General features: G+C 70.1%; 25 protein-coding genes. 13 read left to right on the forward strand and 12 right to left on the reverse strand.

From position 1 onward, the window contains the following. Positions 1–156: 156 nt before the first annotated feature. From ABZ412_RS04485 to ABZ412_RS04500, 4 genes are all read left to right on the forward strand, one after another. Positions 157–1116, forward strand: a complete 960-nt coding sequence (locus tag ABZ412_RS04485) for an aldo/keto reductase (RefSeq protein ID WP_357277124.1) — start codon at positions 157–159, stop codon at positions 1114–1116. 20 nt (positions 1117–1136) lie between these two features. After that, positions 1137–2171 carry an ABC transporter substrate-binding protein gene (locus ABZ412_RS04490; RefSeq protein WP_357276262.1) on the forward strand — a complete coding sequence of 345 codons (1035 nt, stop codon included), beginning with the start codon at positions 1137–1139 and terminating at the stop codon, positions 2169–2171. Between the two features lie 401 nt (positions 2172–2572). After that, the gene (locus ABZ412_RS04495; protein WP_357277126.1) at positions 2573–3589 is read left to right on the forward strand and encodes an iron ABC transporter permease; all 1017 of its coding nucleotides are present in this window, start codon (positions 2573–2575) and stop codon (positions 3587–3589) included. Then, positions 3586–4428 carry a heme ABC transporter ATP-binding protein gene (locus tag ABZ412_RS04500; RefSeq protein WP_357276264.1) on the forward strand — a complete coding sequence of 281 codons (843 nt, stop codon included), beginning with the start codon at positions 3586–3588 and terminating at the stop codon, positions 4426–4428. Before ABZ412_RS04495 ends, ABZ412_RS04500 begins: the two co-directional genes overlap by 4 nt. A gap of 16 nt (positions 4429–4444) precedes the next feature. Here the strand turns inward: ABZ412_RS04500 and ABZ412_RS04505 are convergent, their stop codons facing one another. The 4 genes from ABZ412_RS04505 to ABZ412_RS04520 form a co-directional block, all read right to left on the reverse strand. Continuing rightward, positions 4445–4795 carry a YrdB family protein gene (locus tag ABZ412_RS04505; protein WP_357276266.1) on the reverse strand — a complete coding sequence of 117 codons (351 nt, stop codon included), beginning with the start codon at positions 4793–4795 and terminating at the stop codon, positions 4445–4447. Continuing rightward, on the reverse strand, positions 4792–6942 hold the full coding sequence (locus tag ABZ412_RS04510; RefSeq protein ID WP_357276269.1) for an MMPL family transporter: 2151 nt from the start codon (positions 6940–6942) through the stop codon (positions 4792–4794). The genes ABZ412_RS04505 and ABZ412_RS04510 overlap by 4 nt, the downstream gene beginning before the upstream one ends. Continuing rightward, entirely contained in the window at positions 6894–7430 is a 537-nt protein-coding gene (locus ABZ412_RS04515) for a hypothetical protein (protein ID WP_357276271.1), read from the reverse strand. Before ABZ412_RS04515 ends, ABZ412_RS04510 begins: the two co-directional genes overlap by 49 nt. A 101-nt stretch (positions 7431–7531) precedes the next feature. After that, positions 7532–7888, reverse strand: coding sequence for a hypothetical protein (locus ABZ412_RS04520; RefSeq protein WP_357098536.1), 357 nt, complete (start codon positions 7886–7888; stop codon positions 7532–7534). Between the two features lie 217 nt (positions 7889–8105). Here ABZ412_RS04520 and ABZ412_RS04525 point away from each other — a divergent pair, with 217 nt between their 5' ends. From ABZ412_RS04525 to ABZ412_RS04535, 3 genes are read left to right on the forward strand one after another with little or no spacing between them, the layout of a single operon-like run. Beyond that, positions 8106–9113 (forward strand): hypothetical protein, encoded by a 1008-nt coding sequence (locus tag ABZ412_RS04525; RefSeq protein ID WP_357276274.1) that lies wholly within the window; start codon positions 8106–8108, stop codon positions 9111–9113. Beyond that, positions 9113–9379 carry a DUF5703 family protein gene (locus ABZ412_RS04530; RefSeq protein ID WP_357276276.1) on the forward strand — a complete coding sequence of 89 codons (267 nt, stop codon included), beginning with the start codon at positions 9113–9115 and terminating at the stop codon, positions 9377–9379. The genes ABZ412_RS04525 and ABZ412_RS04530 overlap by 1 nt, the downstream gene beginning before the upstream one ends. A gap of 18 nt (positions 9380–9397) precedes the next feature. Beyond that, positions 9398–10477, forward strand: coding sequence for a quinone-dependent dihydroorotate dehydrogenase (locus ABZ412_RS04535; protein WP_357277128.1), 1080 nt, complete (start codon positions 9398–9400; stop codon positions 10475–10477). Positions 10478–10539: 62 nt separating this feature from the next. Here ABZ412_RS04535 and ABZ412_RS04540 read toward each other — a convergent pair whose 3' ends face one another. The 3 genes from ABZ412_RS04540 to ABZ412_RS04550 all read right to left on the reverse strand — a co-directional run bounded on the left by ABZ412_RS04540 (position 10540) and on the right by ABZ412_RS04550 (position 11661). Next, on the reverse strand, positions 10540–10944 hold the full coding sequence (locus ABZ412_RS04540; protein ID WP_357276278.1) for a hypothetical protein: 405 nt from the start codon (positions 10942–10944) through the stop codon (positions 10540–10542). A gap of 142 nt (positions 10945–11086) precedes the next feature. Then, positions 11087–11374, reverse strand: a complete 288-nt coding sequence (locus tag ABZ412_RS04545) for a hypothetical protein (RefSeq protein WP_357276281.1) — start codon at positions 11372–11374, stop codon at positions 11087–11089. Beyond that, entirely contained in the window at positions 11371–11661 is a 291-nt protein-coding gene (locus ABZ412_RS04550) for a hypothetical protein (RefSeq protein ID WP_357276283.1), read from the reverse strand. Before ABZ412_RS04550 ends, ABZ412_RS04545 begins: the two co-directional genes overlap by 4 nt. A 337-nt stretch (positions 11662–11998) precedes the next feature. On the opposite strand from ABZ412_RS04550, the gene ABZ412_RS04555 reads away from it, so the two are divergent. Then, the gene (locus tag ABZ412_RS04555; protein ID WP_357276284.1) at positions 11999–13495 is read left to right on the forward strand and encodes a PfkB family carbohydrate kinase; all 1497 of its coding nucleotides are present in this window, start codon (positions 11999–12001) and stop codon (positions 13493–13495) included. On the opposite strand, the gene ribA is transcribed toward ABZ412_RS04555, so the two are convergent. Next, complete coding sequence (gene ribA, locus ABZ412_RS04560; protein ID WP_357276287.1) at positions 13492–14145, reverse strand: GTP cyclohydrolase II RibA; 654 nt, start codon at positions 14143–14145, stop codon at positions 13492–13494. The genes ABZ412_RS04555 and ribA overlap by 4 nt on opposite strands. A 276-nt stretch (positions 14146–14421) precedes the next feature. On the opposite strand from ribA, the gene ABZ412_RS04565 reads away from it, so the two are divergent. Continuing rightward, positions 14422–15294, forward strand: a complete 873-nt coding sequence (locus ABZ412_RS04565; protein ID WP_357276289.1) for a GTP cyclohydrolase II — start codon at positions 14422–14424, stop codon at positions 15292–15294. Between the two features lie 214 nt (positions 15295–15508). Next, on the forward strand, positions 15509–17338 hold the full coding sequence (locus ABZ412_RS04570) for a long-chain fatty acid--CoA ligase (protein WP_357276291.1): 1830 nt from the start codon (positions 15509–15511) through the stop codon (positions 17336–17338). An 86-nt stretch (positions 17339–17424) separates the two neighbouring features. Here the strand turns inward: ABZ412_RS04570 and ABZ412_RS04575 are convergent, their stop codons facing one another. Continuing rightward, positions 17425–18726 carry a hypothetical protein gene (locus ABZ412_RS04575; protein ID WP_357276292.1) on the reverse strand — a complete coding sequence of 434 codons (1302 nt, stop codon included), beginning with the start codon at positions 18724–18726 and terminating at the stop codon, positions 17425–17427. A 131-nt stretch (positions 18727–18857) separates the two neighbouring features. Between ABZ412_RS04575 and ABZ412_RS04580 the strand changes: the two genes are divergently transcribed. Continuing rightward, positions 18858–19409, forward strand: a complete 552-nt coding sequence (locus tag ABZ412_RS04580; RefSeq protein ID WP_357276294.1) for a TetR/AcrR family transcriptional regulator — start codon at positions 18858–18860, stop codon at positions 19407–19409. Between the two features lie 153 nt (positions 19410–19562). On the opposite strand, the gene ABZ412_RS04585 is transcribed toward ABZ412_RS04580, so the two are convergent. The 3 genes from ABZ412_RS04585 to ABZ412_RS04595 all read right to left on the reverse strand — a co-directional run bounded on the left by ABZ412_RS04585 (position 19563) and on the right by ABZ412_RS04595 (position 22806). Then, the gene (locus ABZ412_RS04585; protein ID WP_357276296.1) at positions 19563–20099 is read right to left on the reverse strand and encodes a YbhB/YbcL family Raf kinase inhibitor-like protein; all 537 of its coding nucleotides are present in this window, start codon (positions 20097–20099) and stop codon (positions 19563–19565) included. A 19-nt stretch (positions 20100–20118) separates the two neighbouring features. Beyond that, positions 20119–21468 (reverse strand): M20/M25/M40 family metallo-hydrolase, encoded by a 1350-nt coding sequence (locus ABZ412_RS04590; RefSeq protein WP_357276299.1) that lies wholly within the window; start codon positions 21466–21468, stop codon positions 20119–20121. 120 nt (positions 21469–21588) lie between these two features. Further along, positions 21589–22806 (reverse strand): hypothetical protein, encoded by a 1218-nt coding sequence (locus ABZ412_RS04595; RefSeq protein ID WP_357276301.1) that lies wholly within the window; start codon positions 22804–22806, stop codon positions 21589–21591. 180 nt (positions 22807–22986) lie between these two features. Here ABZ412_RS04595 and ABZ412_RS04600 point away from each other — a divergent pair, with 180 nt between their 5' ends. Further along, positions 22987–24057 carry a phospholipid scramblase-related protein gene (locus ABZ412_RS04600; RefSeq protein WP_357276303.1) on the forward strand — a complete coding sequence of 357 codons (1071 nt, stop codon included), beginning with the start codon at positions 22987–22989 and terminating at the stop codon, positions 24055–24057. Between the two features lie 84 nt (positions 24058–24141). Beyond that, positions 24142–25662 (forward strand): FAD-dependent monooxygenase, encoded by a 1521-nt coding sequence (locus tag ABZ412_RS04605; RefSeq protein WP_357276306.1) that lies wholly within the window; start codon positions 24142–24144, stop codon positions 25660–25662. The last annotated feature ends 334 nt before the right edge of the window (positions 25663–25996 follow it).

The raw sequence follows: 25996 nt of genomic DNA on the forward strand, positions 1-25996 counted from the left end.
CCCTACCGGGCGGCGATGGCGGGCCCGATACCCCCGGGTGAAATCGGGTTCCGGCTCGCACGCGCCGGAATTCGCCGCGCTCGGCGCGGGCCGTAGCCGGGCGCGGGACGCCGGTGCGCCTAGGCTGACGCGTGTGACGAAAGGGCAAGCGCGGTGATGCAACAACGGACGGTCGGCCGCAGCGGACTGCGGGTGTCGAGGCTCGGGCTGGCCACCCACACCTGGGGCAGGGAGACCGACGCCGAGGACGCCGCGGCCCAGCTGCTGGCCTTCGTCGAAGCCGGCGGCAACCTCGTCGACACCTCCCCGGCCTACGGTGACGGCGCCGCCCAGCACATCCTCGGCGAGCTGATCGCCGAAGTCGGCCGCGAGGACCTGGTGCTGTCCGGAAGTGCCGGATACACACCGATACTCAGCGACGCCGCCGCCGACGCGCCCGCCGCGGTGCGCTGGACCGTGGACGCCTCCCGGCGCACCATGCGCCGCCAGCTCGATCACACCCTGACCCAGCTCGGCACCGACCACCTCGACCTGTGGACCGTCGCCGCCTGGGACCCGCACACCCCGCTCGAGGAGATCGCCGACACCCTGTCGTGGGCGGTGCGCTCGGGACGCGTGCGCTACGCCGGAGCGCGCGGCTACGACGGCTGGCAGCTGGCCACCCTCGCCGCCGCCGCGCCGCTGACCGCCGCGAAGACCCCCTACTCGCTGCTGGCGCGCGGCGTGGAACACGAATTCGTGCCCGCCGCACAGCATCACGGCATCGGTGTCATCGCCACCGCGCCGCTGGCCGGGGGAATCCTCACCGGCAAATACCGCGACGGGGTGCCCGCCGATTCGCGCGGCGCCGACGAGTCGACCGCCGCCGAGATCACCGCGCATCTCGACGACCGGGCGGTGCGGGTGGTCGACGCGGTCGTCACCGCCGCCGACGGGCTGGGGACCTCGCCGCTGGCGGTGGCGCTGGCCTGGATCCGCGATCAGCCCGCGGTCGCCTCGATGCTGGTCGGAGCCCGCGATATCGGGCAGCTCACCGGCATCCTGGCCGCCGAGACCCTCGAACTTCCCCGCGCCATCGCCGCGGCCCTCGGAGACGTGAGCGCACGCACAGAATGAGCCAGGCTAGCCTTGCCTGCATGAGGTGTCTCGTGAATGCCCACACCGCCGCCCGCACGCTGGTGATCCTGCTGCTCGGTGTCGGTCTCGTCGCCGGGGTCACCGCCTGCGGCTCGGGCACCACGAGCACCGGCGGCCGCGGACCGGTCACCGCCGAGATCGGCGACCTCGACCCCGTCACGCTGGGTCCCGAACCGGTTGCCACGCTGCCGGTCACCGTCACCTCCTTCGACGGCACCCCGGTCACCGTCACCGACACCTCCCGCATCATCGCCGCCGACCGCTACGGCACCCTCGCCCAGACCGTCGTCGCCCTCGGACTGCGCTCGAAACTGATCGGGCGCTCCAACTCCGCGGCGTTCCCCGCCGTGCGCGAGCTGCCCACCGTGTCCTCGGGCAGCGGCACCCTGAGCGTGGAAGCCGTTGCGGCACTGCGGCCCACGGTGTTCCTCACCGACACCACCACCGTCACCCCCGCCCTGCGCGACCAGCTGCGCGCCCTGGGCATCACCGTCGTCTACTTCGACACCGAACGCACCATCGCCGGAGTCGTCCCGCAGATCGAGGCCGTCGGCGCCGCGCTCGGCGTGCCCGACGCGGGCAAGGCGCTGGGGCAGCGCACCCGCGCCGAGATCGACGCCGCCATCGCCTCGGTGCCGCATCAGGACGCCAAACCCAAGATCGCGTTCCTGTACCTGCGCAGCGCCGCCATCACCATGATCGCCGGACCCGGCTCGGGCGCCGACTCGCTGATCACCGCCATCGGCGGTATCGACGCCGGAACCGCGTCGGGCATCACCAAGGACTTCCTGCCCATCACCAGCGAGGCCATGATCGCCGCCGCCCCCGACGCGCTGCTGCTGATGAGCGACGGTCTGGCGTCGGTTGGTGGGGTCGACGGCCTCGAGAAGGTCCCCGGCATCGCCCAGACCCCCGCCGGACGGGACCGGCGCGTCATCGACATGTCCGATGCCGTCCTGCTGTCCTTCGGCCCCAACACCGGCCGCGTGCTGTCGGCCCTCGTGAAGGCCGTCTACGGCCCCGCCGCCGCATGAGCGAGCGCCCCGGAGCGGCCGACAACCAAGGCCCCCACATGGATTCACCGAACAACACACCCGACGACCGCACCGCGGCGCGCAACGGCGCTGCCACCGCGCTCGGCCCCGGCGATTCACACGATGGTGCGGCCGACTCGGCACACCATGTGTCCGCCGACGCGGGCCATGACGGTCCCGCCGATGCGGAGCCCGACGGCCCGGCGCCCCGCGCCCAGGACGGCCCGGCCGAGCGCTCGACCGGCGGGACTGGCGAGCAGACACCGGCGGGTGCGGCGAAGACGCAGGCCGGGTCCGGCCACGAGGCAGCTCCCCCCGGTGAGGAGCCGGTGACCGCGGAGGAGCCGGCGACCACGGTCGCGGTGGTCCCGAGCGCTCGCCGCACGTGGTCGCGCAACACGGTGATCTTCGCCGGTGCGCTGGCCGCGCTGGTGGCGCTGGCGCTGATCTCGGCGGCCATCGGCCAGGTGCCGACCAGCCCCGCCGAGGTCGCGGGCGCGTTCCTGCACCGCATCGGCCTGGACTGGGGTCCCATGCCCGCCCACCCGGCCGGGTACGTGACCCTGTGGGAGGTGCGGTTCCCGCGCGTCGTGCTCGGCATGCTCGTCGGCGCGGCCCTGGCCACCGCGGGCGCCCTGTTGCAGGGTGTGTTCGCCAATCCGCTCGCCGAACCCGGCGTGATCGGCGTGTCCGCGGGCGCTGCGGTCGGTGCGGGCACCGTCATCGTGGCCGGGGGCGCGTTCGTGGCCGCTTGGTCGGTCGCGGCGGGCGCGTTCGCCGCCGGACTGGCCACGACACTGCTGGTGTATCTGCTGGCCCGCTCCAACGGCCGCACCGAAGTGGTGACCCTGGTGCTGACCGGTGTCGCCATCAACGCCTTCGCCGGCGGCCTGATCTCGTTCCTGCTGTTCTCCGCGTCGCCCGCGGCGCGCGACCAGATCGTGTTCTGGCAGATGGGCAGCCTCAACGGCGCCACCTGGCAGTCGGTGAACGTGGTGTGGCCGCTGACGCTGCTCGGGCTGGCCGCCGCGATCTGGATGGCCCCACGCCTGGACCTGCTCGCCCTGGGCGAGTCCGCGGCCCGGCATCTGGGCGTGGACGTGGAACGGCTGCGGCGCAACGTGATCGTCGTGGTCGCGGTGCTGGCCACCGCCGGTGTCGCGTTCACCGGCATCATCTTGTTCGTCGGGTTGATCGTGCCGCACCTGGTGCGCATGCTGGTCGGGCCCGGCCACCGGGTGCTGATCCCGCTGTCGGCCATCGTCGGCGCGGTCGTGCTGGTGGCCGCCGACATCGGCGCGCGCGCCCTGGTCCACAACGCGGACCTGCCGCTGGGCATGATCACCTCACTGGTCGGCGGGCCGTTCTTCTTCTGGCTGCTGCGCCGCACCCGCTCACGATCGGGAGGCTGGGCATGAGCGGCCTACGCGAGCTCACAACGATCTTCGGGCGCACCCCCGCCCTGCCGGAGACACCCGAACCGGGTGCGGCGACCCTGCGCGCCCGCAAGGTCAGCGCCAAACGCGGCGACCGGACCGTGCTCGACGGCATCGACTTCGATGTCGTCGCCGGGCAGATCGTGGCTTTGGTCGGTCCGAACGGTGCGGGCAAGTCGACGCTGCTGGCCGCGCTGGCCGGGGAGCTCGAATTGAGTGGCGGCAGCGTCGAACTCGACGGGCACGCCCTCACGCACTGGACGCATCTGGACATGGCCCGCCGCCGCGCGGTGCTGCCCCAGTCGCACACCGTCGGGTTCCCGTTCAGCGCCCGCGACGTCGTCGCTATGGGTCGTTCCCCGTGGGCGCGGACCGCGCGTCAGGAGGACGACCAGCGGGCCATCGCCGCGGCCATGGCGGCCACCGACGTCGAACGTTTCGCCGCGCGCCCGTTCCCGGCGCTGTCCGGCGGTGAACGCGCCCGCGTCGCCCTGGCCCGCGTGCTGGCCCAGGACACCGCGACGCTGCTGCTCGACGAACCCACCGCCGCGCTCGATCTCGGTCATCAGGAACAGGTCCTGCGCCTGGCCCGCGACCGCGCCAGCGCGGGCGCGGCGGTCGTGGTCGTGCTGCACGACCTCGGTGTCGCCGCGGCCTACGCCGACCGCGTCGCCGTGCTCGATGCCGGCCGCATCGCCGCCGACGGCCCGCCACGGCAGATCCTCACCGCCGAACTGCTCACCCGCGTCTACCAGCATCCGGTCGACGTGTTCGACCACCCGGTCACCGGCGCGCAGTTGGTGCTGCCCGTCCGGGGCTGAGCGCCCGAGGGCGGGGTCAGAGCTGCTGCTGACCCCACACCAGCCGCAGGACGCCGTTGGCCACCCAGATCGCGAAGAACACGATCCCGGCCACCGGGGTCCACGCCAGGCCCAGCAGCACCGCCGCCGCGCCGAACCACACGACTTCCAGGGCGATCCGCCGCCACCCGGTCTGCGGGAACCGTGCGTCCTTGGCCGCGCCGAACAGCGCCCACACCACGATGAACACCGCCGGGACCGCCAGCCCCGCCACGACGCGCACCGCCGGTGGCGCGGACACGGTGAACCCCCACCACGCGCCCGCGGCCAGCACCCCCAGTTCCAGCAGGAACATCAACAGCAGGTTCGCGCCCTTGAGCACGCTCATCGCCAGACCAACCTCAACACCGCAGGAGTCAACAGCATGCGAATCACGGTGGCGTCCAACACCAATGCCGCGATCATGCCGTAGGCAATGTATTTCATCAGCACCAGATCCGAGAACCCGAACGCACCGGTCACCACGATCAGGATCGCGGCCGCCGAGGTGATCACGCCACCGGTGTGGGCGATGCCGTAGCGGATCGCCTCGGGCGCATCCGCGCCGGAGGCGCGTGCCTCGGCCATGCGGGATTGCAGGAACACCTCGTAGTCGGTCGACAGGCCGAACAGCACCGTCACGATCAGCACCAGTACCGCGAACATCAGGGGGCCGGGGGTGAAGTCGAACAGTCGCGCCCCGTGCCCCTCGACGAAGATCCAGGTCAGCACGCCCAGTGTCGCGCCCAGGCTGAGCGCGCTCATCACCACCGCCTTGATCGCCAGCACCAGCGACCGGAACGCCGCGTACATCAACGCGATCGCCGCGGCGACCAGGATCAGCACCAGCAGCGGCAGGCCCTTGATCAACCCCTGGATGCTGTCGCGTTCCAGCGCGGGCACGCCCGCCACCATCACCACGACCCCGTCCGGTGCCGGGATCGAGCGCAGTGCCGCGATCACCGAGTCGGCGTCGCGTTTGTCGGACAGGCCGCTGGCCAGCACCGTCACCTGATCCTTGGTCGGCGCGGCCGGATCGAACGGACCCGTCATCCGCGGACCGACCAGCTGGTTGGCCTCATAGCGGAGATCGGAGAGCTGCTGCGCATTCGCGCCCACCACCACCAGTTTCAGCGGCTCGGTGCGGAAATGCGGGAACAGCCGGTCGAAGTCCTGCTGCGCCACCCGCGCCGGATTGTCCGCGGCCAGATACCGCTCACTCAACCCACCGAACTCGATACTGCGGAACGGCAGGATCAACGCCAGCAGCATCAACACCACCGGCACGATCACCAGCCACGGCTTGCGCATCGCGAAAACCGCCAGCCGCGAGAAGAATCCGCGATCGATCTGCTCGGCGGTGCGGATACTGGCCAGCCGATGCCAGCCCCACAGATCGATGCGCGGCCCCACGATCGACAACACCGCCGGCAACGCCGTCACCGACAGCACCGCCGCCAGGAGCACCGAGGAGATACCGCCCAACGGCACCGACCGCAGCACCCCGTTCGGGTAGATGAACAACGCCCCCAGGCTCACCGCGATGATCGCCGCCGAGAACAACACCGTGCGCCCGGCCGTGGCGATGGTCCGCGCGGTGGCCTCCTCCACGCTGCGTCCCGCCGCCAGCTCCTCGCGGAACCGGGTCACCGCGAACAGCCCGTAGTCGATGGCCAGGCCCAGGCTCACCAGCGTCACCACCGCCGAGGCGAACACATTGACCTGCAGATGGTTGGTGAGCAGCCGCATGATGCCCTGGCTGCCCAGGATCGTCATGCCGCCGATCAGCACCGGCAGCAGCGCCCCCACCACGCCGCCGAACACGAAATACAGCAGGATCGCCACCAGTGGCAGCGCGATCAGCTCCGCACGCTCGATATCGCGCTGCATGCCGGTGTTGATGCCCTCCACCACCGGCTGCAGCCCGGCCAGTTGCACCGTGGTGCCGCCCGGCCCGGAACCGGTTGTCCCGGCCTGGAATTCGTTCTTGATGGCCAGATAGTTGTCGACGGTGTCGGTGCCGCCGTCACCGCGCAGCCCGATACTGGCGAAGGCGTGGGTGCGGGAGGCGTCGGCGAACTGTCCCATCAGCGCGCCGTCCCAATACGAATCGATCTTGAGGATGCGGTCGGCGTGCTCGGTGCGCAACCGCGTCAACTCCGCCGCCACCGCCGACCGCACCGGCTCGTCGTCGACGGTCATCCCCGCCGGGGCGGTGTAGATCGCGATCAGGTCGGCGTCGGTGTCGCGGCCGAAGGTGGAGTCGGCCAGCTTCGACGCCGCCACCGACTGACTGGATTCGTCGAACCAGCCCTCCTGGGTCAGATGATCGCCCAGGTCGCGCCCATAGAACCCGGACACCAGCACGGCCAGGCCGAACACGGCGAACACCAGGAACCGGAAGCGGTGGATCAGACGCCCCCACCGCAGGGATCCGGCCTCGAGCATCAGCCGCAGGCCGCGGTCTTGTAGTCGGCCGACCGCAGGATCCCGCACAGATCCGTGCGCGAGATCTTCCAGTGCCCGTCCTTGGCCACGAAATGCACGACCGTGGTGCGCACGTTCGTGCCGGTGCCGTCCTTGTCCAGGCTCAGCGTCGCGGTCAGGGTGCCGTCATGGTTGTCGAACACCGGGTCCTTGACCCCGTACACCGCGCGCGGATTGTCGGCCAGCGCCTTGTACATGTCGGGGATCGCGTCCTTGAACGCCTCGCCGTCCTCGATCAGCGCGGTGCGCTCGCTGTCGGGCAGGTTCGGGTCCAGCGCCCGCTTGATCTGCGAGTCCAGCTCCGCGGCGCTCGGGATCCCGGGCCGGTTGGAGCTGCTCTGCGCGGCGGCGGCCTGCGAGGACGAACTCAACGCCGCATACGCCGAAGAGCGTGCCTGGGCGACCTTCGATTCGTCGTCGGAGCCGCCGCACGCGGCGAGCGATGCGCCCAGCACGGTCAGCAGCAGCGCGGTGGCGGCCGGTCGTCGAAGTCGCATCAACATCCTCGGGAGTTCGAACTGCGGTTGTGTGCCGCTAGTTTGGCACGCCCCGCGCCCGGAAGTGCTCTCTGTGTCACAGACAGCGCCGCCCGTGGGCGTCAGCGTCCCTCGATCACCGCGCCCAACCGGCCCAGCAGTGCGCGCACCGTGGTCGCCTCGCGCGGCTGGGCCGCCGGGACCGGTACGGCCTGCGGGATCAGGTCGCGCACCAGGGCCACCACGCTGCGTTCGTCGTCGAGATCGATGTCGGTGACCGGGGCCACCGCGATCGCCTCGACGTCCTCCGGGGCCGGGACCGCGGTGGTCACGCCGGGGCGGTAGATCTCCACGGTGAGGGTGGATCGATGGGTTCGGAAGGCGAAGGACCGCCCGTCCCCGGTGACGCCGAAGCCGTGCGCGTAGCGCCCGACGGTCACGTCCTCGACGGTGAACCCCGCGCTCTGGTCGGCAACCAACAGATCTCCCTGATACAGACCGCTTTTGCACTCCACGGTAACCGCATGCCCCGACACCGCCACCGAAACCCCATGTCACATCATGCAAGTCGGCGCCGGATGCGTGCGCGAGATCGGCACGCGGACCCCCGGTCACACGGCTGGAACCCGGGACATGGTCAGATTGGAGAGCACGCATGATTTCGTCGGTCAGTTCGGTCAGTAAGGAGTTCGCTGCATGCGCCGTCGCGGCTGGATCGGTTCAGTCCTCGCGGGTGTGACCGTGGTGACCCTGCTGACCGGATGTTCGGACCAGCCGGACAACGCGAACAACGCCACCCGCGACCCGGCCACCCCGGCCGCCGCGCCCACCGCCACCCCGGCCCCCGTCGGGCAGGTGACCGCGAGCGCGCCCATCGCGCTGCTGCTCGACGAACCGGCCACCGGCATCCTGGCCGCGGTGGTGGACTCCGGCACCACCGTGAACCTGATCGACAAGGGCGTCACCCGCCCGGTCACCCTGCCCGGCAAGGCCGCCGCCCTCGTCGCGGGCAAGCCCGGCGAGGTGCTGATCGCGGTGCCCAACAAGATCGTTCGCGTCGACGTCGCCAGCGGCGCGCTCACCACCGTCGCCGTCGACGGCGACCTGCACTCGGTGGGCCTGCGCGCCGACGGGTCGCTGGTGGCGGGGCTGGCCGACGGCCGGGTGCTGCTGCTCGACGCGGACGGCACTGTGCGCCACACCATTACGGGCCTGTCGGCCGCCGACGCGATCGACACCGGCGACGGCTCGGTGGTCGTGGTGGACCGCCGCCAGTCCGCGATCGTGGAGCTCGACCTCGACGCCCACAAGCTCGGCCTGGCGCTGCGCGCCGGTGACGGGGTGACCAACATGATCGGCGACCACTTCGGCCGACGCCTGGTCACCGATACCGCCGGAGCCGAACTGCTGGTCTACACCACCGATCCTTTGGTCCTGCACCAGCGTTTCCCGGTAGGCTCTTCGCCCTACGCGCTCGCCTACGATCAGCGGTCGGAGACCGTGTGGGTGACGCTGACAGGCAGCAACGAAGTCGTCGGCTACGAGCTGTCGACGGGTATACCGGTAGAGGTGGGGCGTTACCCGACGGTGCGCCAGCCCAACTCGGTGACCGTCGATGCCCGCACCGGTGACCTGTTCGTGGGATCCGCGACCGGCGACGGTCTGCAGCGGATCGGCGCGGACCAGCGGAAGAGAGGGCAGTGATGGCTCGGGCCTCACGATCGGCGCACCAATCGCGCACATTACCCGAAGGCTGGGAGGAATCCAGCGACGAATGGGAGTACGTGCCCCTGCGGCTGCCACCCGGCGTCACCAGGGTCACCGCCACCATGCGACTGTCCATTCACGCCGAATTCGGTGGCTGGGAACTCTCGCGGGTGCGCGCCTACACCGACGGCAGCCGCCGCGTGTTACTGCGCCGCCGCAAGACCACTCCCCTGCTATCCCCGACACCCGAGGCGGTGATGTAACCCCCTATGTATGAGCGCCTGTACGCCCTGCTGCTGAAGCTGATGTTCCTGCTTCCGCCGGAACGCATCCACCATCTGGCCTTCGCCGCGATGAAGCTGGCGACCCGGTTCACCCCGGGCCGCGCCCTCACCGGCAAGGTCCTGGTGGCCGACGATCCGATCCTGCGCACCCGCGTGTTCGGCGTGGACTTCCCCGCGCCGCTGGGTCTGGCCGCCGGCTTCGACAAGAACGCCGACGGCGTCGACGCGTGGGGCCCGCTCGGTTTCGGCTACGCCGAGATCGGCACCGTCACCGCTCAGGCTCAGCCCGGCAATCCCGCGCCGCGGCTGTTCCGCCTGCCCGCGGACCGGGCGCTCATCAACCGCATGGGGTTCAACAACTTCGGCGCCGCCGCCGCGGCCGAGCATCTCGCGCACCGGCTGCCCGGCGGCGTCCCCATCGGCGCCAATATCGGCAAGACCAAGGTCGTCGAACCCGAGGACGCCGCCACCGATTACGCGATCTCGGCGAAACTGCTGGGCCCGCTGGCCGACTTCATGGTCGTCAACGTCAGCTCCCCCAACACCCCCGGCCTGCGTGACCTGCAGGCCGTCGCCTCGCTGCGCCCGATCCTGCAGGCCGTGCTCGACTCGGTGTCGGTCCCGGTGCTGGTCAAGATCGCCCCCGACCTGTCCGACGACGACATCGACGCCGTCGCCGACCTCGCCGTCGAACTCGGTCTGGCGGGCATCGTGGCCACCAACACCACCATCCGCCGCGACGGCCTGGCCACCCCCGCCGCCACCGTCGAACCCATCGGTGCCGGCGGCCTGTCCGGCCCCCCGGTCGCCGACCGCTCCCTCGAGGTGCTGCGCCGCCTCTACACCCGCGTCGGCGACAAACTGGTCCTCATCTCCGTCGGCGGCATCGAAACCCCCGACCAGGCCTGGGCCCGCATCCTCGCCGGCGCCTCGCTGCTGCAGGGCTACACCGGCTTCATCTACGGCGGACCGCTGTGGGCCAAGCACATTCACCGCGGCCTGGCCGCCAAGCTCCGCGAACACGGCTACGCCAACCTCTCCGAAGCCGTCGGCGCCGAACACCGCGCCCGGGCCTGACCCGTTCGCGGGCAACACCTTTCGATTCGCCCGGAAGACCGCACGGCCGGTTGGTCGTGCGGTCAGCCCCACAGATGCCGGGACCGGGCCCCCGTCGACGCCGCCCCGTGCGCGGCGGTGCCCCAGCCCCACAGCATCGCCGCCGGCGACTCGGGCTCCTCGTCGAGCAGCTCGCGGTGCAGACGTTCGGCCAATCGCTGTGCCAGCAGAATCACCGCGCGCTCGACCCCGATCCCCAGCCGGGTGGCCAGATCGGCGGCCCACCGGTGCGCGGCCTCGTCGTAGACGACCTCCGGATCGGAGAGCACCTCGTCGAGTTCCATCCCCGCCCGGGCCTGATCGTGGGTGAGGTGCTGTGCCGGAAGCCAACTCAACCGCCACACCACCTCACCGCGGCGGTACTCGCGCAGCGCGTACTCGGGGCTGATGTCACTGGTCATCGCCCGCGTCGTGATATCGATCGTCATCAGGACCTCCCAAGGCCATCGGCGCACGCCACGGGATCTCCGTGCGTCCACCGTCTTCGGCCCGCCGCGACCGGTCGCCGCGCGGGCCCTGCCATCCCCTCATCGACTCTGCCCCACCCCTCGGATCGGATCGGTCGGTAGGTCAAGCCGTCCGGCGCCGCAGCAGCAGAAACACCGCCTGCTCCAACGGAATCCCCACTTCGCCCGCCGCGGCGACAATCCGCCCCTGCGCGGCCTCCGCGCGCGGAGACGGGTCGACGGCCACCGCCTCGGCCGGCACCATCGCCGCCAGCGCCTGCGCACAGGTCAGCAATCGATCCGGCATCCAGCTGCACCGCCACGCCAGCGTCCAGCGGCCGGCCACCCGCACCGCGCTCTCATCGGTCAGATCGCTGGTCATCGTCCAGTCGTCGGTGGTGTAGATGGTCATGACTCTCCCCGTTCCCTGCGACGCTCGCGCAAGACGATGCGGGCATCCTCGACATCGATGCCCAGCGCGGCGCCGAGGGCGCACGCGCGTGTCCAGGCCGGGCCGCTGCCACTGGGTTCGCGCCGCAGGAGCTCGGTCAGCTCCATGGCCGCCAGCGCTTCCTCCCGCGTCAGCAGCGGCGACTGCCGCCAGCTGAGCCGCCAGACCGGTTCGGGGTGGCGGGGCAGCCGTTCGGCGCACTCGCCGGTGACGCTGCTGGTGATCGAGCTGGCGCTCGGGTAGATCATGATGGCCTCCGATGAGACGAGGAGGCGTCACCGCCGGATCGAATGTGACGCGGAGCTGGGCCGAGGCGACGTGGACGGGCGAATTCGCCTATCGCAGCGCGATGTTCGCCCCGAGATCGGTATCCGCCGCACCACACGCGCGGGGCGCGCGCCGCTGGATCCGCCGGATCGTGAGTAGTCCGGTCATCGGGAACCTCCCGGTACATCTGGTCGGGCGGCGCTCATTTGCCAATTCCAGGATGGCATTTGGCACTTCCGAATCGCAGTTTGACGCTGTCACAATTGGATTGCCGTTTCCGCCGACGTTCAAACGTGGACGGTCTTATGGTTGGGGCGAATGATGATGCAGCCGAACCTGGGAAGCAGTGGCGCCGACACGGCCGCGCAGGACAACGACGTGCGCGCCGTGCGTGACACCCTGCTGCAACTGCGCAAGCGCTGGGCCATGGGCGGCGACCGCGACCGCTCGGTCGACCTCGGCGCGTTGCTCGGCCTGGTCATCGTCCGCAGGGTCGCTCACCTCACCGGCCGCGACCCGAAAGCGGCGCTCCCCGAAGCGTTGCGCTACATCGCGGGCACCCTCGACCCGGCCGACCGCTTGATCGTCGACGCGGAACTGAACCTGTCCATGCTGGCCGATCAGCTGCCGGCATCGATCGCCGAAGAGCTCTACGGCCCCGAGCTGGGGCAGCGACGAGACAGTCTCGCGCTGCACTGGGTGACGCTGCACGAACATCTGGGCGTGCCGGTCGCTCAGGTGCCGCGCAATAATCGCGCCTTGCGTGGCCGGCGGGAGGAGGACGCGTTCACCGCGCTGGCACGGGTGCTCACCCTCGAGTCCGTTGCCGCCGACGGCCTTCCCGGTGCGACTACACGGCCGAGCGCCGTGGTGATCGGCGACGCCGCGTGGGACCGCATCTGTACCGTCGATGTCCTGCCGCGGGCCGGGGACTCGCTGTACGGGGAATTCTCCGAGCACGCCGGAGGTAAAGGACTGAACCGGGCAGTCGCTCTGGCCAGGCTCGGAGTGGACGCGCGTCTGTTCGCGGCCGTCGGCGACGACGACAAGGCCGGGCTGATCGTCGACTATCTCCGCGCGCGCGGTGTGGACACCAGTCTGCTGCGTGCGCGGCGCGGGCCCACCCCGACCGCGGCGGTGACCGTTGCCCGCGACGGCGGGAACTACTCGGTGGCGGGCAAGGACGACCGGATCCGCTTCGACGCCAGGGATATCGCCGACATCCCGATCACGCGTGCGCTCGTCCACGCCGATGCCGTGCTGCTGACCTTCGAGCAGAACGTCGAGGTGCTCGCGGCGGTAGCGGACGCGATCGCCGACCGGGAGTCGCGGCCGTGGCTGTTCGTCAGCGCCACGCCGCCGCCGAAACGATTCCCCGCTCAGTTGCCCGGCTATCTCCGGACGGTCGACTACCTGATCGCCTCGGTCGGTGAACTGGCCGCGCTGCGTCCAGGGGCCGAAACCGCCGATATCGCAGCGCAATTGGTGACGCACGGGGTCGGGTCGGTCGTGGTCCTGCACGGCGACAGCTGCGCGATGTACTCGGCCGGGGACCCGGCCGCGGAGCCGGTGTGGGCCGACATCCAAACCGACCGGCCGGGAGCGCCCGGAGCCTCGTCGGCGTTCGCTTCCGCGTTCATCGCCCGATTGATGACCCAACCCCGGTCCCCCGACCCCGACCACCGCCGACAGGCCGGGCACGCCAACCTGGTGTGGGCCGCCGCGGCGATTCCCGCGCGTGCCAGCAAGGAGACGAGCATCCCCGACTCCATGCCCACCCGCGAGGCGATCGACGCGACCCTGGACGCGTTCTAGAGGTCGGGCGACCACGGTGGGTCGGCGGTCGGAATCCAGTGCCCGTGGCGGCGTTTGGCCTGCTGGTAGTCGGCTTCCCGGCGAGTCCGCGGCGCGGTGCGCAGCGGGATGACGGTGGCGTGGATCTCGGCGTCGCGCACGGCCTGCAGTTTGTGCGGATTATTGGTCATCAACCGCACCCGGGTCAGCCCGAGAGCGACCAGCGCCTGTGCGGCGTGGGTGTAGTCGCGCTTGTCCTCGCTGTACCCCAACGTCCGATAGCTGTCGTAGGTGTCGAGGCGGTTGCGCTCGCTGATCTCGTAGCCGCGAGCCTTCGCCAGCAGCCCGTACCCGCGGCCCTCCTGTTCGAGGTAGACCAGGATGCCCGATCCGGCGGCCTGGATCAGGTCGAGGGAGCGTTCGAGTTGGGGTCCGCAGTCGCAGTCCTGGAACGACAGCGATTCACCGTAGAGGCACTGCGAGTGGATGCGGACCAGGCAGTTGTCGTCGATGGATCCGAAGGCCAGAATGTGCCCGGTCTCCGCGTCGGTGGGCAGGTCGGTGACCCGGACGCGGAGCTCTTGGCCCTTGCGGGAGATCCAGTGGCTGGCGTGGTCGAGGCTGGCCCATATCGCTTGTCGGCTAACGTCTTTCGCCGGCCGAGAACCCATCAGTGAATGGTATGTCCCGATGCCGTCCTGATTGTCCGGATCGCTGAACAGGGCGTAACGGCGCGCGCCGGAATCGGTGGCCGATGATTCTCTCCGGATACGCTCGGTGATCGCCGGGAAAGGGTAGGCTTCGGCACCGTCTGCGTGTGCCGCCTGGCAACTCCGCAGCAACGGTCGGATCGCTGCCGCTGCGCACCTTCCTGACCGGCGGTTACCACACACCAACGGACACTGTCGGGCGGCGGATCGCGGCTCGCGGGGATACGAGGCGGTCACGTGAGCGTTGCGGACGAGTCGATTGCTGTTGCGGATCTGGTGAATTCACAGAAACTCGCCTGCACCAGTCATCTTCTCACCCGCAAGGGTGCCGAGATCCGCGTGCGGGTCCACTCGATACCGGGACGCGACGGCGGCCAGGCCCTCATCTTCGGCGATATCGACCGCCTCCGGGCCCCGCTGGTGCGCATTCACTCCCGTTGCCTCTACGGCGACGCCCTGCACTCCGACGACTGCGACTGCGGCCCCGAACTCGACCAGGCCATGGACATGATCCAGCGCGCCGACGCCGGCGTGCTGCTCTACCTCGAACAGGAAGGCCGCGGCGCGGGCCTCGAAGTGAAAGCGAAAGGCCTGCGCGTCACACAAACCGAGGGACGCAACACCTTCGACGCCTATCGGGCCCTCGGCTTCGAGCCCGACTCTCGCGAGTTCGACACCGCCGCCCGCTTCCTCACCGAACAGCTCGGCCTGCACGCGGTCAGCCTGCTGACCAACAACCCCGACAAGGTGCACGCCCTGCAACGAGGCGACATCACCGTCACCCCGGTGCCCCTGATCACCGAACCCCGCAGCCACTGGGCGCGGGAGTACATGGAAGCCAAGCGAATCCACCGCGGGCATCGCCTGCCGCCCTACTCGTTCCGCCGAATCGGCCGGAGGATCGAACAAACCTGCTTCGCCCTCGGCGTGGTGGCCACCACCGCCGCGATCTACTGGGCCCCACGCGAACTCGCGGTCCTCGCCTTCATGGCATTGGCCGCGACCGCCGTAACCTGGCACCCCGCCCGCACCTCGGTGCGCCTCCGTCTGCGGGCCTGGCGTCGTCAACTCGCCCAACGCCCGCGGCACCACCCCACCCCCGCCGGCTGAACCGTCGCCGAGGCTCAATTGACAATTCCGGCCACCCCGCTGACCGCTGTTGCACGCGACACAGTCGCGAAAGTCTGGTTACGATGAGTGAGCCGCGCCACAGGTGACGCGTGGCCATCGCGTGACGGGTTGGTCGTGGTCTCGGACTTCGAAGGTTCGCGCTGGTGGACGCGCGGGTGGACGGCGAAGCGAGAGGCTATCGGGAAAAGGGCTTATGACGACTGACATCGGGTACGCGCACGCATCGGGCAAGACCGTCCACACGATTCCGGAGGCGTTCCAGGAAACCTTGACGCTGCGGCCGGGGCAGGTGGCATTGCGGACCGTGGGGGGCACACGGCAATTCACCTGGCGCGAGTACGGCGAGCGGGTGCGCGCGATCGCCGCCGGGCTGGCGGCGCTCGGGGTGGGGCGCGGGGACGCGGTGGGCATCATGCTCACCAACCGGCCCGAGTTCAATCTGGTCGACACCGCGGCGCTGCACCTGGGTGCGACGCCGTTCTCGATCTACAACACCAGCTCCCCCGAACAGATCGCGCACCTGTTCACCAATGCCGAGAACCGCGTGGTCATCACCGAACCCGCGTTCCTGGACGTGGTCCGCGGCGCCGGCGTGGAGATGGAACACATTGTGCTGGTCGAGGGTTCGGCCGCGGGCACACTGACGCTGGCCGAGGTGGAGGCCGCCCCGCAACCCGACTTCGACTTCGACGCCGCCTGGCGGGCCGTGCAGCCCGACGACGTGGCGACGCTGATCTACACCTCCGGCACCACCGGCCCGTCCAAGGGCGTGGAGCTGACCCACCGCAATGTGGTCGCCCAGATCGTGGGCCTGGTCGATGGCCCGCTGACCGTCGGCCTCGACGACCGCTCGGTGTCCTACCTGCCCGCCGCCCATGTGGCCGACCGGATCTCGGGACACTGCGCCAACCTGTTCACCGGCGTCCAGATGACGTGCGTGCCCGACCCGCGCGAAATCGCCGCCGCCCTGCCCGACGCCCGCCCGACCGCGTTCTTCGGCGTGCCGCGCGTGTGGCAGAAGATCAAGGCCGGTATCGACGCCAAGCTGGCCACCGAGGCCAGCCCGGTGAAGAAAGCCCTCGCGAACTGGGCGCTGGGCGTCGGCGCACAGGCCGCGCGCGCCGATCTGGCCGGCACCGGCCGCGGCGCCCTGCTGGATGTGCAGCACAAGCTGGCCGACGCGCTGGTGCTGTCGAAGCTGCGCCACGCCCTGGGCTTCGACGAGCTGCGCGTGGCCGCCTCCGGCGCGGCCGCCATCCCGCCGGAGACCCTGGAATACCTGCTGGGCCTGGGCTTCACGGTGACCGAGGTGTGGGGCATGTCCGAGACCAGCGGTGTCGGCACCTACACCCCGCTGGCCAAGCCGAAGCCGGGCACCGTCGGCATCCCGCTGCGCGGGGTCGAGGTGCGCCTGGCCGAGGACGGGGAGCTGCTGCTGCGCGGCGGCATCGTCACCCACGGCTACCGCAAGATGCCCGACAAGACCGCCGAGGCCATCGACGCCGACGGCTGGCTGCACACCGGCGACGTAGCCACCATCGACGGCGAGGGCTACATCTCCATCGTCGACCGCAAGAAGGAACTCATCATCACCGAGGCGGGTAAGAACCTGTCTCCCACCAATATCGAGAACACCGTGAAGGCGGCGTCCTCGCTGGTCGGTCAGGTGGTGGCGATCGGCGACGCCAAGCCCTACATCTCCGCGCTGATCGTGCTCGACCCCGATATCGCGGTGGTGCGGGCCAAGGCGCTGGGCATGCCCGACGCCGACCTGAAAACCCTTGCCGCGCACCCGGAGATCATCACCGAGATCAAGGCCGCCATCTCGGCCGCCAACGCCAAGCTGAACCGGGTCGAGTCGATCAAGCGGTTCACCATCCTGGATCTGGGCTGGGAGCCCGGTGGTGACGAACTCACCCCGACCCTCAAGCTCAAGCGCAACCCGATCGCGGCCAAGTACGCCACCGAGATCGCCGCGCTGTACCTGACCCCCGCACCCGAGGGCGTCATCAACCTGAGCTGATCCCGGGGCGCTGCACCCCCGGAATCGATGTGGGCCCGGACGTGATGTCCGGGCCCACAGCCGTTCTCAGCCCCGCACCGCCACTGTCAACCGCGCACGGCCACCCGGGTGACGCGTGCGAGCCGATCGCTCATCGCCTCGGCCACCCGGCCCATGCGGGTATGACTGTGCTCGGCGGTGTCGTACTCCACCTGCACCGTCAACCGCCCGCCGACGGTGAAGATCGTCATCTTCGGCGGCATGCCCGCCGCCATCGCGAACACCTCGTCGCGCACGAACTCCAGCCCGGCGGGCATCGGATGGGCGGGCAGCCGGCCCATATTCGACAAGGCGATCGCCGGCGGCTGCGACAGCATCGCGGCCACGTGCGGCGCGAGCGGGCGCTGCGCGGCGCGCAGGAACAACGCCGGGAACCGGCTCTCGCGCAGGACCCGCATGCCGGCGTCGACGACCGCGCCCACCGCCAGCGGATCGGCGTCGCGATCCACCAGCGCCGGTGTCCCCGCGCCCGAGGCGCAGTTGAGGACCGTCGACACCGGCACCTGTGGCGACAGATCGGGCCGCAGATCCGCGGCATGCCCGCACATCAACGGAATCGGCCCGGCCCCCGCGAGTTCCCCGCGCACCGCCGCCAGCGCCGCCCCGGCCAGCACACTGTTGACCGAGATCCCCCGCCCCCGAGCCACGTCGACCAGTTCCGCGGTCTGGCCCGGCGACAACTCGATGCGCCGCAACGCCAATCGCCCACCGGCATCCCCGACCCCGTCCCCGTCGTGCGGCATCGTGCGCGGCGCATCCGCCGGTGCGGCCGCGGCGATCTCCTGCCCGAGGTGCGCCAGGAACCCGTCCACCTCCGCCTCGCCGACCACCGCGGCCAGCAGGTCGTCGACCCCGCCGATCAGCGCGTCGTCCGAATCATGCAGCGGCAGTTCGACACCCGCCGCGTGCGCGGCATAGCGCCGCCACATCTCCTCGAGCAGCGCGAATGCCGAACGCCCGTCACTGATCCCGTGATGGATGACCAGTACGATCCGGCTCTCGCGGACCCCGCGCAGCAGCACCGCCCGGAACAGTCCCGCCTCCCAGTCCTGCGGACTGTTCACCAGCTCCCAGTACTCGTCCACGCCGCCCTCACGCACGGTCAGCGTCGGTGTGACCGGATCCCCGGCCACGAACCGCGCGACCCCGTCGACGGTGACCACGCGACTGCGCAGCAGCACATGCCCGGCGGCGAGCTCGCCCAGCACCCGTCTGAGGATGCGTTCGTCGACCCCGCCGCGTACGGCCGAGCCGATGAACAGCGGCATCCCGCCGACGGGCACGCTGCCCAGCCGGGCGTCCGCGGCGAAATATCCGGATTCGAAGGGAGACAACGGTCGTGCGGTCATATCGGACTCGTCTTCCGTGCGATGGGTTCGTGCCACCACCGACCATACACATGTTTCATACAAACGTTCAAAACAAATGTTTGAAACACGCGTTACAAACAACCGTTCACCCCGCTGTTAGGCTGACCCGCGTGGGAACCCGAGAAGACCTGCTGGCCGCTGCCAAGCACTGCCTGGCCGAACGCGGCTACGCCCGCACCACCGTGCGCGACATCGTCGCCGCGTCCGGGGCCAACCTGGCCGCCATCAACTACCACTTCGGCACCCGCGACCGGCTGCTCAACCAGGCCATGCTCGAGGCGACCGCGGCGGCGGTATCGCACATCCTCGACTCCCTGCCCGCCGACGACGCCGGAGATCCCACCGCGCGCCTGAACACCTTCTGGCAGCGGCTGATCGACTCCTTCACCAGCGACCGGGTGATCTGGGCCGCCAATGTCGAATCCATGGCCCAGGCCATGCACTCCCCCGGCCTGCGCGCGGAAATCGGTGCCGCGCAGGAACAAGCGCGCGCGGGCCTGTCACAGGACCTGGGCGGCGGCGACCCCGCGGTCGGCGCGGTGCTGCAAACCCTCATCGCGGGCCTGCTGGTCCAGTACCTCATCGACCCCGAGCACGCGCCCGCGGCGCAGGACCTCGCGGCGGGACTGCGCGGTCTGGCCGAGCAGTCGGCCGCCGATTAGCGCTCGATCACGACCCGGTCGTCGATCGTCCGTCCTCGGCCGGGGTCCTCGATCGCGGCGCGGCCGACTCGGCCCGCCGGCCGGGACGCCCCCGGGACATGACTGTGGCCCCGAGCGAATCGCCCAGGGCCACAGTCGGTTCGGCGTGAACGACTACTTCTGCTCGTGCGTTCCGATCAGGGTGGCGCGCCCGATCGCGTTCATGAACAAGTTGAACCCCAGGTAGGCGGGCGAGGCGTTCTCATCGACCTCGAGCCGCTCCACCCCGACCGCGTGCACCACGACGAAATAGCGGTGCGGACCGTGTCCGGCGGGCGGGAACGCACCCGTGTACTCGTGCAGGCCCGCGTCGTTGCGCAGGTGCAGAGCCCCGGCGGGCAGCGAGCCACCCTTGCTCGCCTGCCCCGTCTCGAGGCTGGTGGTGGTGACCGGCACATTGGCCAGCACCCAGTGCCAGAATCCGGAGGCCGTCGGCGCGTCCGGGTCGTACATGGTGACGGCGAAACTCTTGGTCTCGGCGGGGAATCCGGACCAGCTCAGCTGCGGGGAGATGTCGGATCCACCCGCACCGGCCAGCGCGCTGACCTGATCCAGCGCCAGTGGCTTGCCCTCACTGATATCGGTGGAGGTCAGGGTGAATTCCGGCAGCTGCGGCAGCGCGGCGTACGGGTCGTACGAATAGTCGGGCACGAGCAGTCCTTTCGAATCGTCAGCTGTGCAACAGGAAGTGTTCCAGCACGCGGGCGCCGAATTCGAGCGACTCCACCGGAACCCGCTCGTCGACCCCGTGGAACAGCGCCGAGAAATCCAGTTCGGGCGGCAGCCGCAGCGGCGCGAACCCGAAGCAGCGAATCCCGAGCTTGGCGAACGCTTTCGCGTCGGTGCCGCCCGAGAGCATGTAGGGCACGGTGCGCCCGGCCGGATCGTGGGCCAGGATGGCGTCGTTCATGGCGTCGACCAGATGCCCGTCGAAGGTGGTCTCGTAGGAGTCGAGCTTGGTGATCCACTCCCGTTCCACATCCGGGCCGATGAGCGCGTCCACCTCCCGCTCGAACTCGGCCTGACGCCCCGGCACCACCCGGCAGTCGACGACGGCCTCGGCGGTCTGGGGAATCACATTGGCCTTGTACCCGGCGCGCAGCATGGTCGGATTGGCGGTGTCGCGCAGCGTCGCGCCGATGATCCGCGAGATGGTGCCCAGCTTGGCCAGCTGATCCTCGATACCCGGTGCGGCGGGATCGAATTCGAGCCCCGACTCCTCCGACACCGCGGCCAGGAACTCGGCCACCGAATCCGACACCACCAGCGGGAAGGTGTGGGTGCCCAACCGGGCCACCGCCTGCGCCAGGATCGTCACCGCGTTGTCGTCGTGCAGGAACGAGCCGTGCCCGGCGCGCGCCTTGGCGCGCAGCCGCATCCAGCCCAGCCCCTTCTCCGCGGTCTCGACCAGGTACAACCGCCGCTCACCGCCGTCGGGCCGCGGCACGGTCAGCGAGAACCCGCCGACCTCCCCGACCGCCTCGGTGACGCCCTCGAACAGGTCGGGCCGGTTCTCGACCAGCCACTGGCAGCCCCAGCGGCCGCCGTTCTCCTCGTCGGCCACGAACGCCCACACGATGTCGCGCGGCGGTACCGTGCCCTCGATCTTGAACTGGCGGGCCACGGCCAGCATCATGCCGACCATGTCCTTCATGTCGATGGCCCCGCGCCCCCACACGTAGCCGTCGCGGACCGCGCCGGAGAACGGGTGCACACTCCAGTCGGCGGCCTCGGCGGGCACCACGTCCAGGTGCCCGTGCATCATCAGCGCACCGCGCGAGGAGTCCGCGCCCTTCAGGCGTGCGAACACATTGCCGCGCCCCGGCGCGCCGGACTCGACGTACTCGGTCTCGTACCCGGCGGCCTCGAGTTGCTCGGCCACCCACTGCGCGCATTCACGCTCGCCCTTGGTGGTCTCCAGTTCGCCGGTATTGGAGGTATCGAACTGGATCAGCCTGCTGACCAGGTTCACCACTTCCGACACGGCACGGGGGGTGTGGGTTTCGGCGGTTTCGGGCACGTCACTTTCCTACCACCTTCGCGCGCCCGGGTGTCGGCCCGCCGCCCTCGGCACCGCGGCGCGCCGCAGGTCGGGCCGCCACGGACGGTTGAAATCAGTGATCGCGCAAGGATTCCCGGGTCAGCGCAACACCCGGATGGTGGTGGTGAGGGTGGCGAGCGTCGACTCCAGGCGCTGGTCTGCGATGCGGCGTTCGAGAACGTCGAGGTCCAGCCGGGTCGCGGTGGCCCACAGTTCCCCGATGCGCGACTGCACATCGACATCGGTGGCGGCCAGCACCCACAGCAGCGGCGGCCACAACCGTGCGGCCTGGGCCAGGGCGGGCAGGGTGAGCAGGGTGGCCGCGTCGAGGCGGGCCAGCCGCATCCCGGCGCGGCGGCGCACCTCGTCGGGGGTGCGCGCCAGCGGTTCCAGCAGCCCGCGCCACACCCCGACATCGCTGCTGCCGTCGACGGCGTCGACGAGCGCGTCGGCGATCTCGGGCAGCACCGGATTCAGCGCCAGCCGGGTCAGCGCATGCGGGCTGAGCCTGCCCACGAAACGCAGCATGTCCTCGGTGGCGTCGGCGGCGATGAAGGTGGTCAGCAGATCGGCCACCGCGGAGGGCGGGGCCACCTCGAAGAGGATGTCGCCGACCGCGCCGATCACATCGGGCGCACAACGCGCGAACACCGACAGCGCCTCGAGTCGTAACTCCTTGGAGCCGTTGATGACCGTGCCCAGCATCCGCGGCAGCCGCCGGCCCTCGCCGGTGAGCAGCCGGCGCATCACCGCGCTGATCGCTTCGGAGGAGTAGGCGTAGGCGGCCGAGCGGATCAGGCCCTCGTCATCGGGCACGCCCTGCTCGACCGCGCTGATCAATTCCGGTGTCGCGTAGGCCAGGAACGGTCCGGCGGTGATGTAGTCGCGGCGCGCGAGCAGTTCGTTGAGAATCGCCACCACCGGGGCGGGCGGGGCGTCGTCGGTGAGCTGGCCGACAGTCCGTGGATCCAGGTACGGGCCGCAGTCCGCGGCATAGCCGACATCCAGGCGCAGCAGGGCCTCGACCGCCTTGGCCGGATACTTCACGCCGATCGCCCCGGCGGCGCGGCCGGTCATCGACGGCGGCACCAGCCGCTGCACGATGGGCAGCGAGATCGCCAGCGGAATGATCGGGACCAGCGTGGCCATGCGCTCGAAGACCGGGGTGTGCTGGTCGAAAAGGTTGGCCGCCATGCGCTGCTGGAGTTCGTGCAGCCGGTGCGGGCCGAGGTGTTCGAGGTGGGCGAGCCGTTCTACCGGCACGTGCAGGGTCCGGGCCAGCAGGACGAGCTGGGCTCGCGTCACCAGGTCGGTCATAATCGCGGCCGCTCCGTGTCCGCCTGGCAACCCGCGAATTCGACTGTGGCGGACATGTTTTCCCCGTTTCCTCGAGCGCGTGGACCCGGCTTCCCGATGTCGAGGGCCCATCATAGAGGTGACTACCCGGCAAAAAGTGCAAAAAGTGCAGAGTCCCTGTACGACGTTAGGATTCGGGCCATGAGTCAACCCGCGGGGTGGTACCCCGAGCGTCCCGGATCCCCAGTTCTGCGCTGGTGGGACGGCAGCCAATGGACCAATCACACGCAGCCCCAACAGCAACCCGCCCCGGCCCAGCAACCCGGCCTGCCGCAGCAGCCGCAGCAGCACGCCCAGCAGCAGCACGCTCCCCAGCATCACCAGCAGGGCTCCGGCCAGCAGCAATACGCGCAACAGGGCACGGGCCCGCAGCATTTCGCGCAGCAGAGCGCACCGCAACAGCAGTACGCGCCTCACCAGCAGTTCGCGCAGCAAGGCGCGCCCCAGCAGCCCCACGCCCAGCAGGGGTACGCCCCGCAGCAGCCCCAGCAGTTCGCACCCCGCAGTGAGGCCAGCCCCTGGGAGATCGAGGTCGGCAGCGCGAACAACCCCGGCGACATCCAGCGTCAGGTACAGCAGCAGGCCGGAGTCGCGCCGACCCAGAACGGCGGCGGGACCGTGTTCACCGAGCCCGTGCTGGTGGTGAACCAGAAGGTCAAGTTGATCGAAATGGTCAACGAGTACAGCGTCTTCGACCAGCACGGCCGCCAGATCGGAGCGGTCGCCGAGGTCGGGCAGTCGGCGCTGAAGAAGGCCGTGCGCTTCCTGTCCAGCTACGACCAGTTCATGACCCACAAGCTGGAGATCCGCGACGCCCACGGCCAGTGCCTGATGCGGATCACCCGGCCCGCCAAGGTATTCAAGTCGAGGTTCCTGCTCGAGCACGGCAATGGCGCGCCGATCGGTGAGATCATCCAGGAGAACATGATCGGCAAGATCAACTTCGCCTTCATGGTCAACGGCCAGCAGATCGGCGGCATTCGCGCCGAGAACTGGCGGGCCTGGAACTTCGCCATCCACGACCACACCGGTCAGGAGGTCGCCCGCATCACCAAGACGTGGGAGGGCCTGCTCAAGACCATGTTCACCTCCGCCGACAACTACGTCGTGCAGATCCACCACCGGCTGCCCCAGCCGCTGGTGTCGATGGTGGTCGCGTCCGGACTGGCCATCGACACCGCCCTCAAGCAGGACCAGCGCGGCTGGAACTGACGGGATGAACCGCGCCTCGCGCGTGTAAGCCGCACGCAAGCCGACGCAAGACTCCGGCAATCGGCCACCACCACAGTGATTCCCATGAACGAGACACGAGATGTGGTGGTGGTCGGGGCCGGACCGGTCGGACTCATGCTGGCGTGCGAACTGCGGCTGGCGGGCGTGGACGTCCTGGTCGTCGAACGGCTGGCCGCACCGGATATGACCATCAAGGCGGGCGGGATCAACGTGCCCACCGCCCAAGCCCTGGACCGGCGGGGCCTGCTGCCACGGATGCGCGAGGTCCAGGAGGCGGCCCTGGCGCGCATGGGCCAGATCTTCGGTGGCCGCGACCAGAGCCACATCGCACCGGTGCGGCGGCCCGCGGGCGCGCACTTCGCCGGAATCATGCTCTGGCAGGACAATATCGACGGCGAGGACCCGGCCTTCGCCGATGTCGGCCCGGCCGGAGAGTTCCGCTTCATCGCCCAGCAGTCCATCGAGGCCATGCTCGCCGAGCGGGCCGCCGAACTCGGTGTGCCGGTGCGCCGCGGCGTCGAGGTGACCGGTGTCGCCGACGACGGGATCGGCGTCACCGTCGTCTGCGGCGGTCACGCCATCCGCGCGGGCTGGCTGGTCGGCTGCGACGGCGGCCGCAGCACGGTGCGCAAGCTCACCGGATTCGAATTCCCCGGTCTCGACCCGGAAATCACCGGCCGCCAGGCCATGGTCGAGATGACCGGCGCGGAGGACGTGCCGCTGGGCTGGCACACCACCCCCACCGGCATCTTCGTCAACGGCCCGGTACCCGGACGCTTCCTCACCGTCGAACTGGACGGCCCGCCCGCCGACCGCGACGCCCCGATCACCGCCCGCGAACTCGAGGACAGCTTCGAACGCGTCACCGGCGTGACAGTGTCCATCGCGAAAGTCATCTCGGCGACCCGCTTCACCGACAACACCCGCCAGGTCCCCGACTACCGCCAGGGCCGGGTGCTGCTCGCCGGCGACGCCGCCCACGTGCACTCCCCTTTCGGCGGCCAAGGCCTCAACCTGGGAGTGGGCGACGCGGTCAACCTCGGCTGGAAACTGGCCGCCGTCATCCGCGGCCGCTCCCCGGAATCATTGCTGGACACCTACTCTCGCGAACGCCACCCGATCGGCGCCTGGGTGCTGGACTGGACCCGCGCGCAGATCGCGCTCATGCGCACCGATCCGCGCAGCCGCGCTCTGCGCGCGGTCACCGCCGAACTGCTCGACACCCGCGCCGCCACCACCCAGGTCCTGGCCAAGATCGCTGGCGTCCTGCACCGCTACGACCTGGGCAGCGCCGATCCCCTCGTTGGTAGAGCCACCCCCGATTTCGAGCTGGCCGACGGCACCCGGGTCGCCGACCACTTCGCCGACGGCCGCGGCGTTCTCCTGGACCTGACCGACTCCACGACCCTGCGAGACGAGCTGGCGCCCTGGTCGGATCGCGTCACCATCGTCACCGCCAAACCGGCCCAGCCGCGCGATACCACAGCTCTGCTGATTCGCCCCGACGGCATCGTGTGCTGGACCGCGGCCGAACCCCACGACCTGGTCGAGGCGCTCACCACCTGGTTCGGCGCACCCGCCTGACCGGTCGGGTACGTCGGACCGACACGCCTTCCAGTCCGACAAGACGATGCGCGTCATCCCGTACGGCGACGACGAGGTCACCCCGCTCGAGGCACTCGCCTCGAGCGGGTCAAGGCCACCCGTCGGGATCTCGCCAACGGCCTCGGCCTGCTAGGTGTCAGTGCTCCGGAGCGTCTGTAGATGCGATCGGGCTGCGCGGAGAGCGATCGGGTTGCGCGGTGGGAGGAGGATCGGGGTGCGACTGTGTCGGTGGGCGTCCGGTTCGCCGACCGCACCTGGGGCGCGGCATCCGGTCCCCGCGTCGGCACCCGGTGAGTGGGACAGGCGTTTTTGG

It is taken from the genome of Nocardia sp. NPDC005746, assembly GCF_040630785.1.
Lineage (GTDB): Bacteria > Actinomycetota > Actinomycetes > Mycobacteriales > Mycobacteriaceae > Nocardia.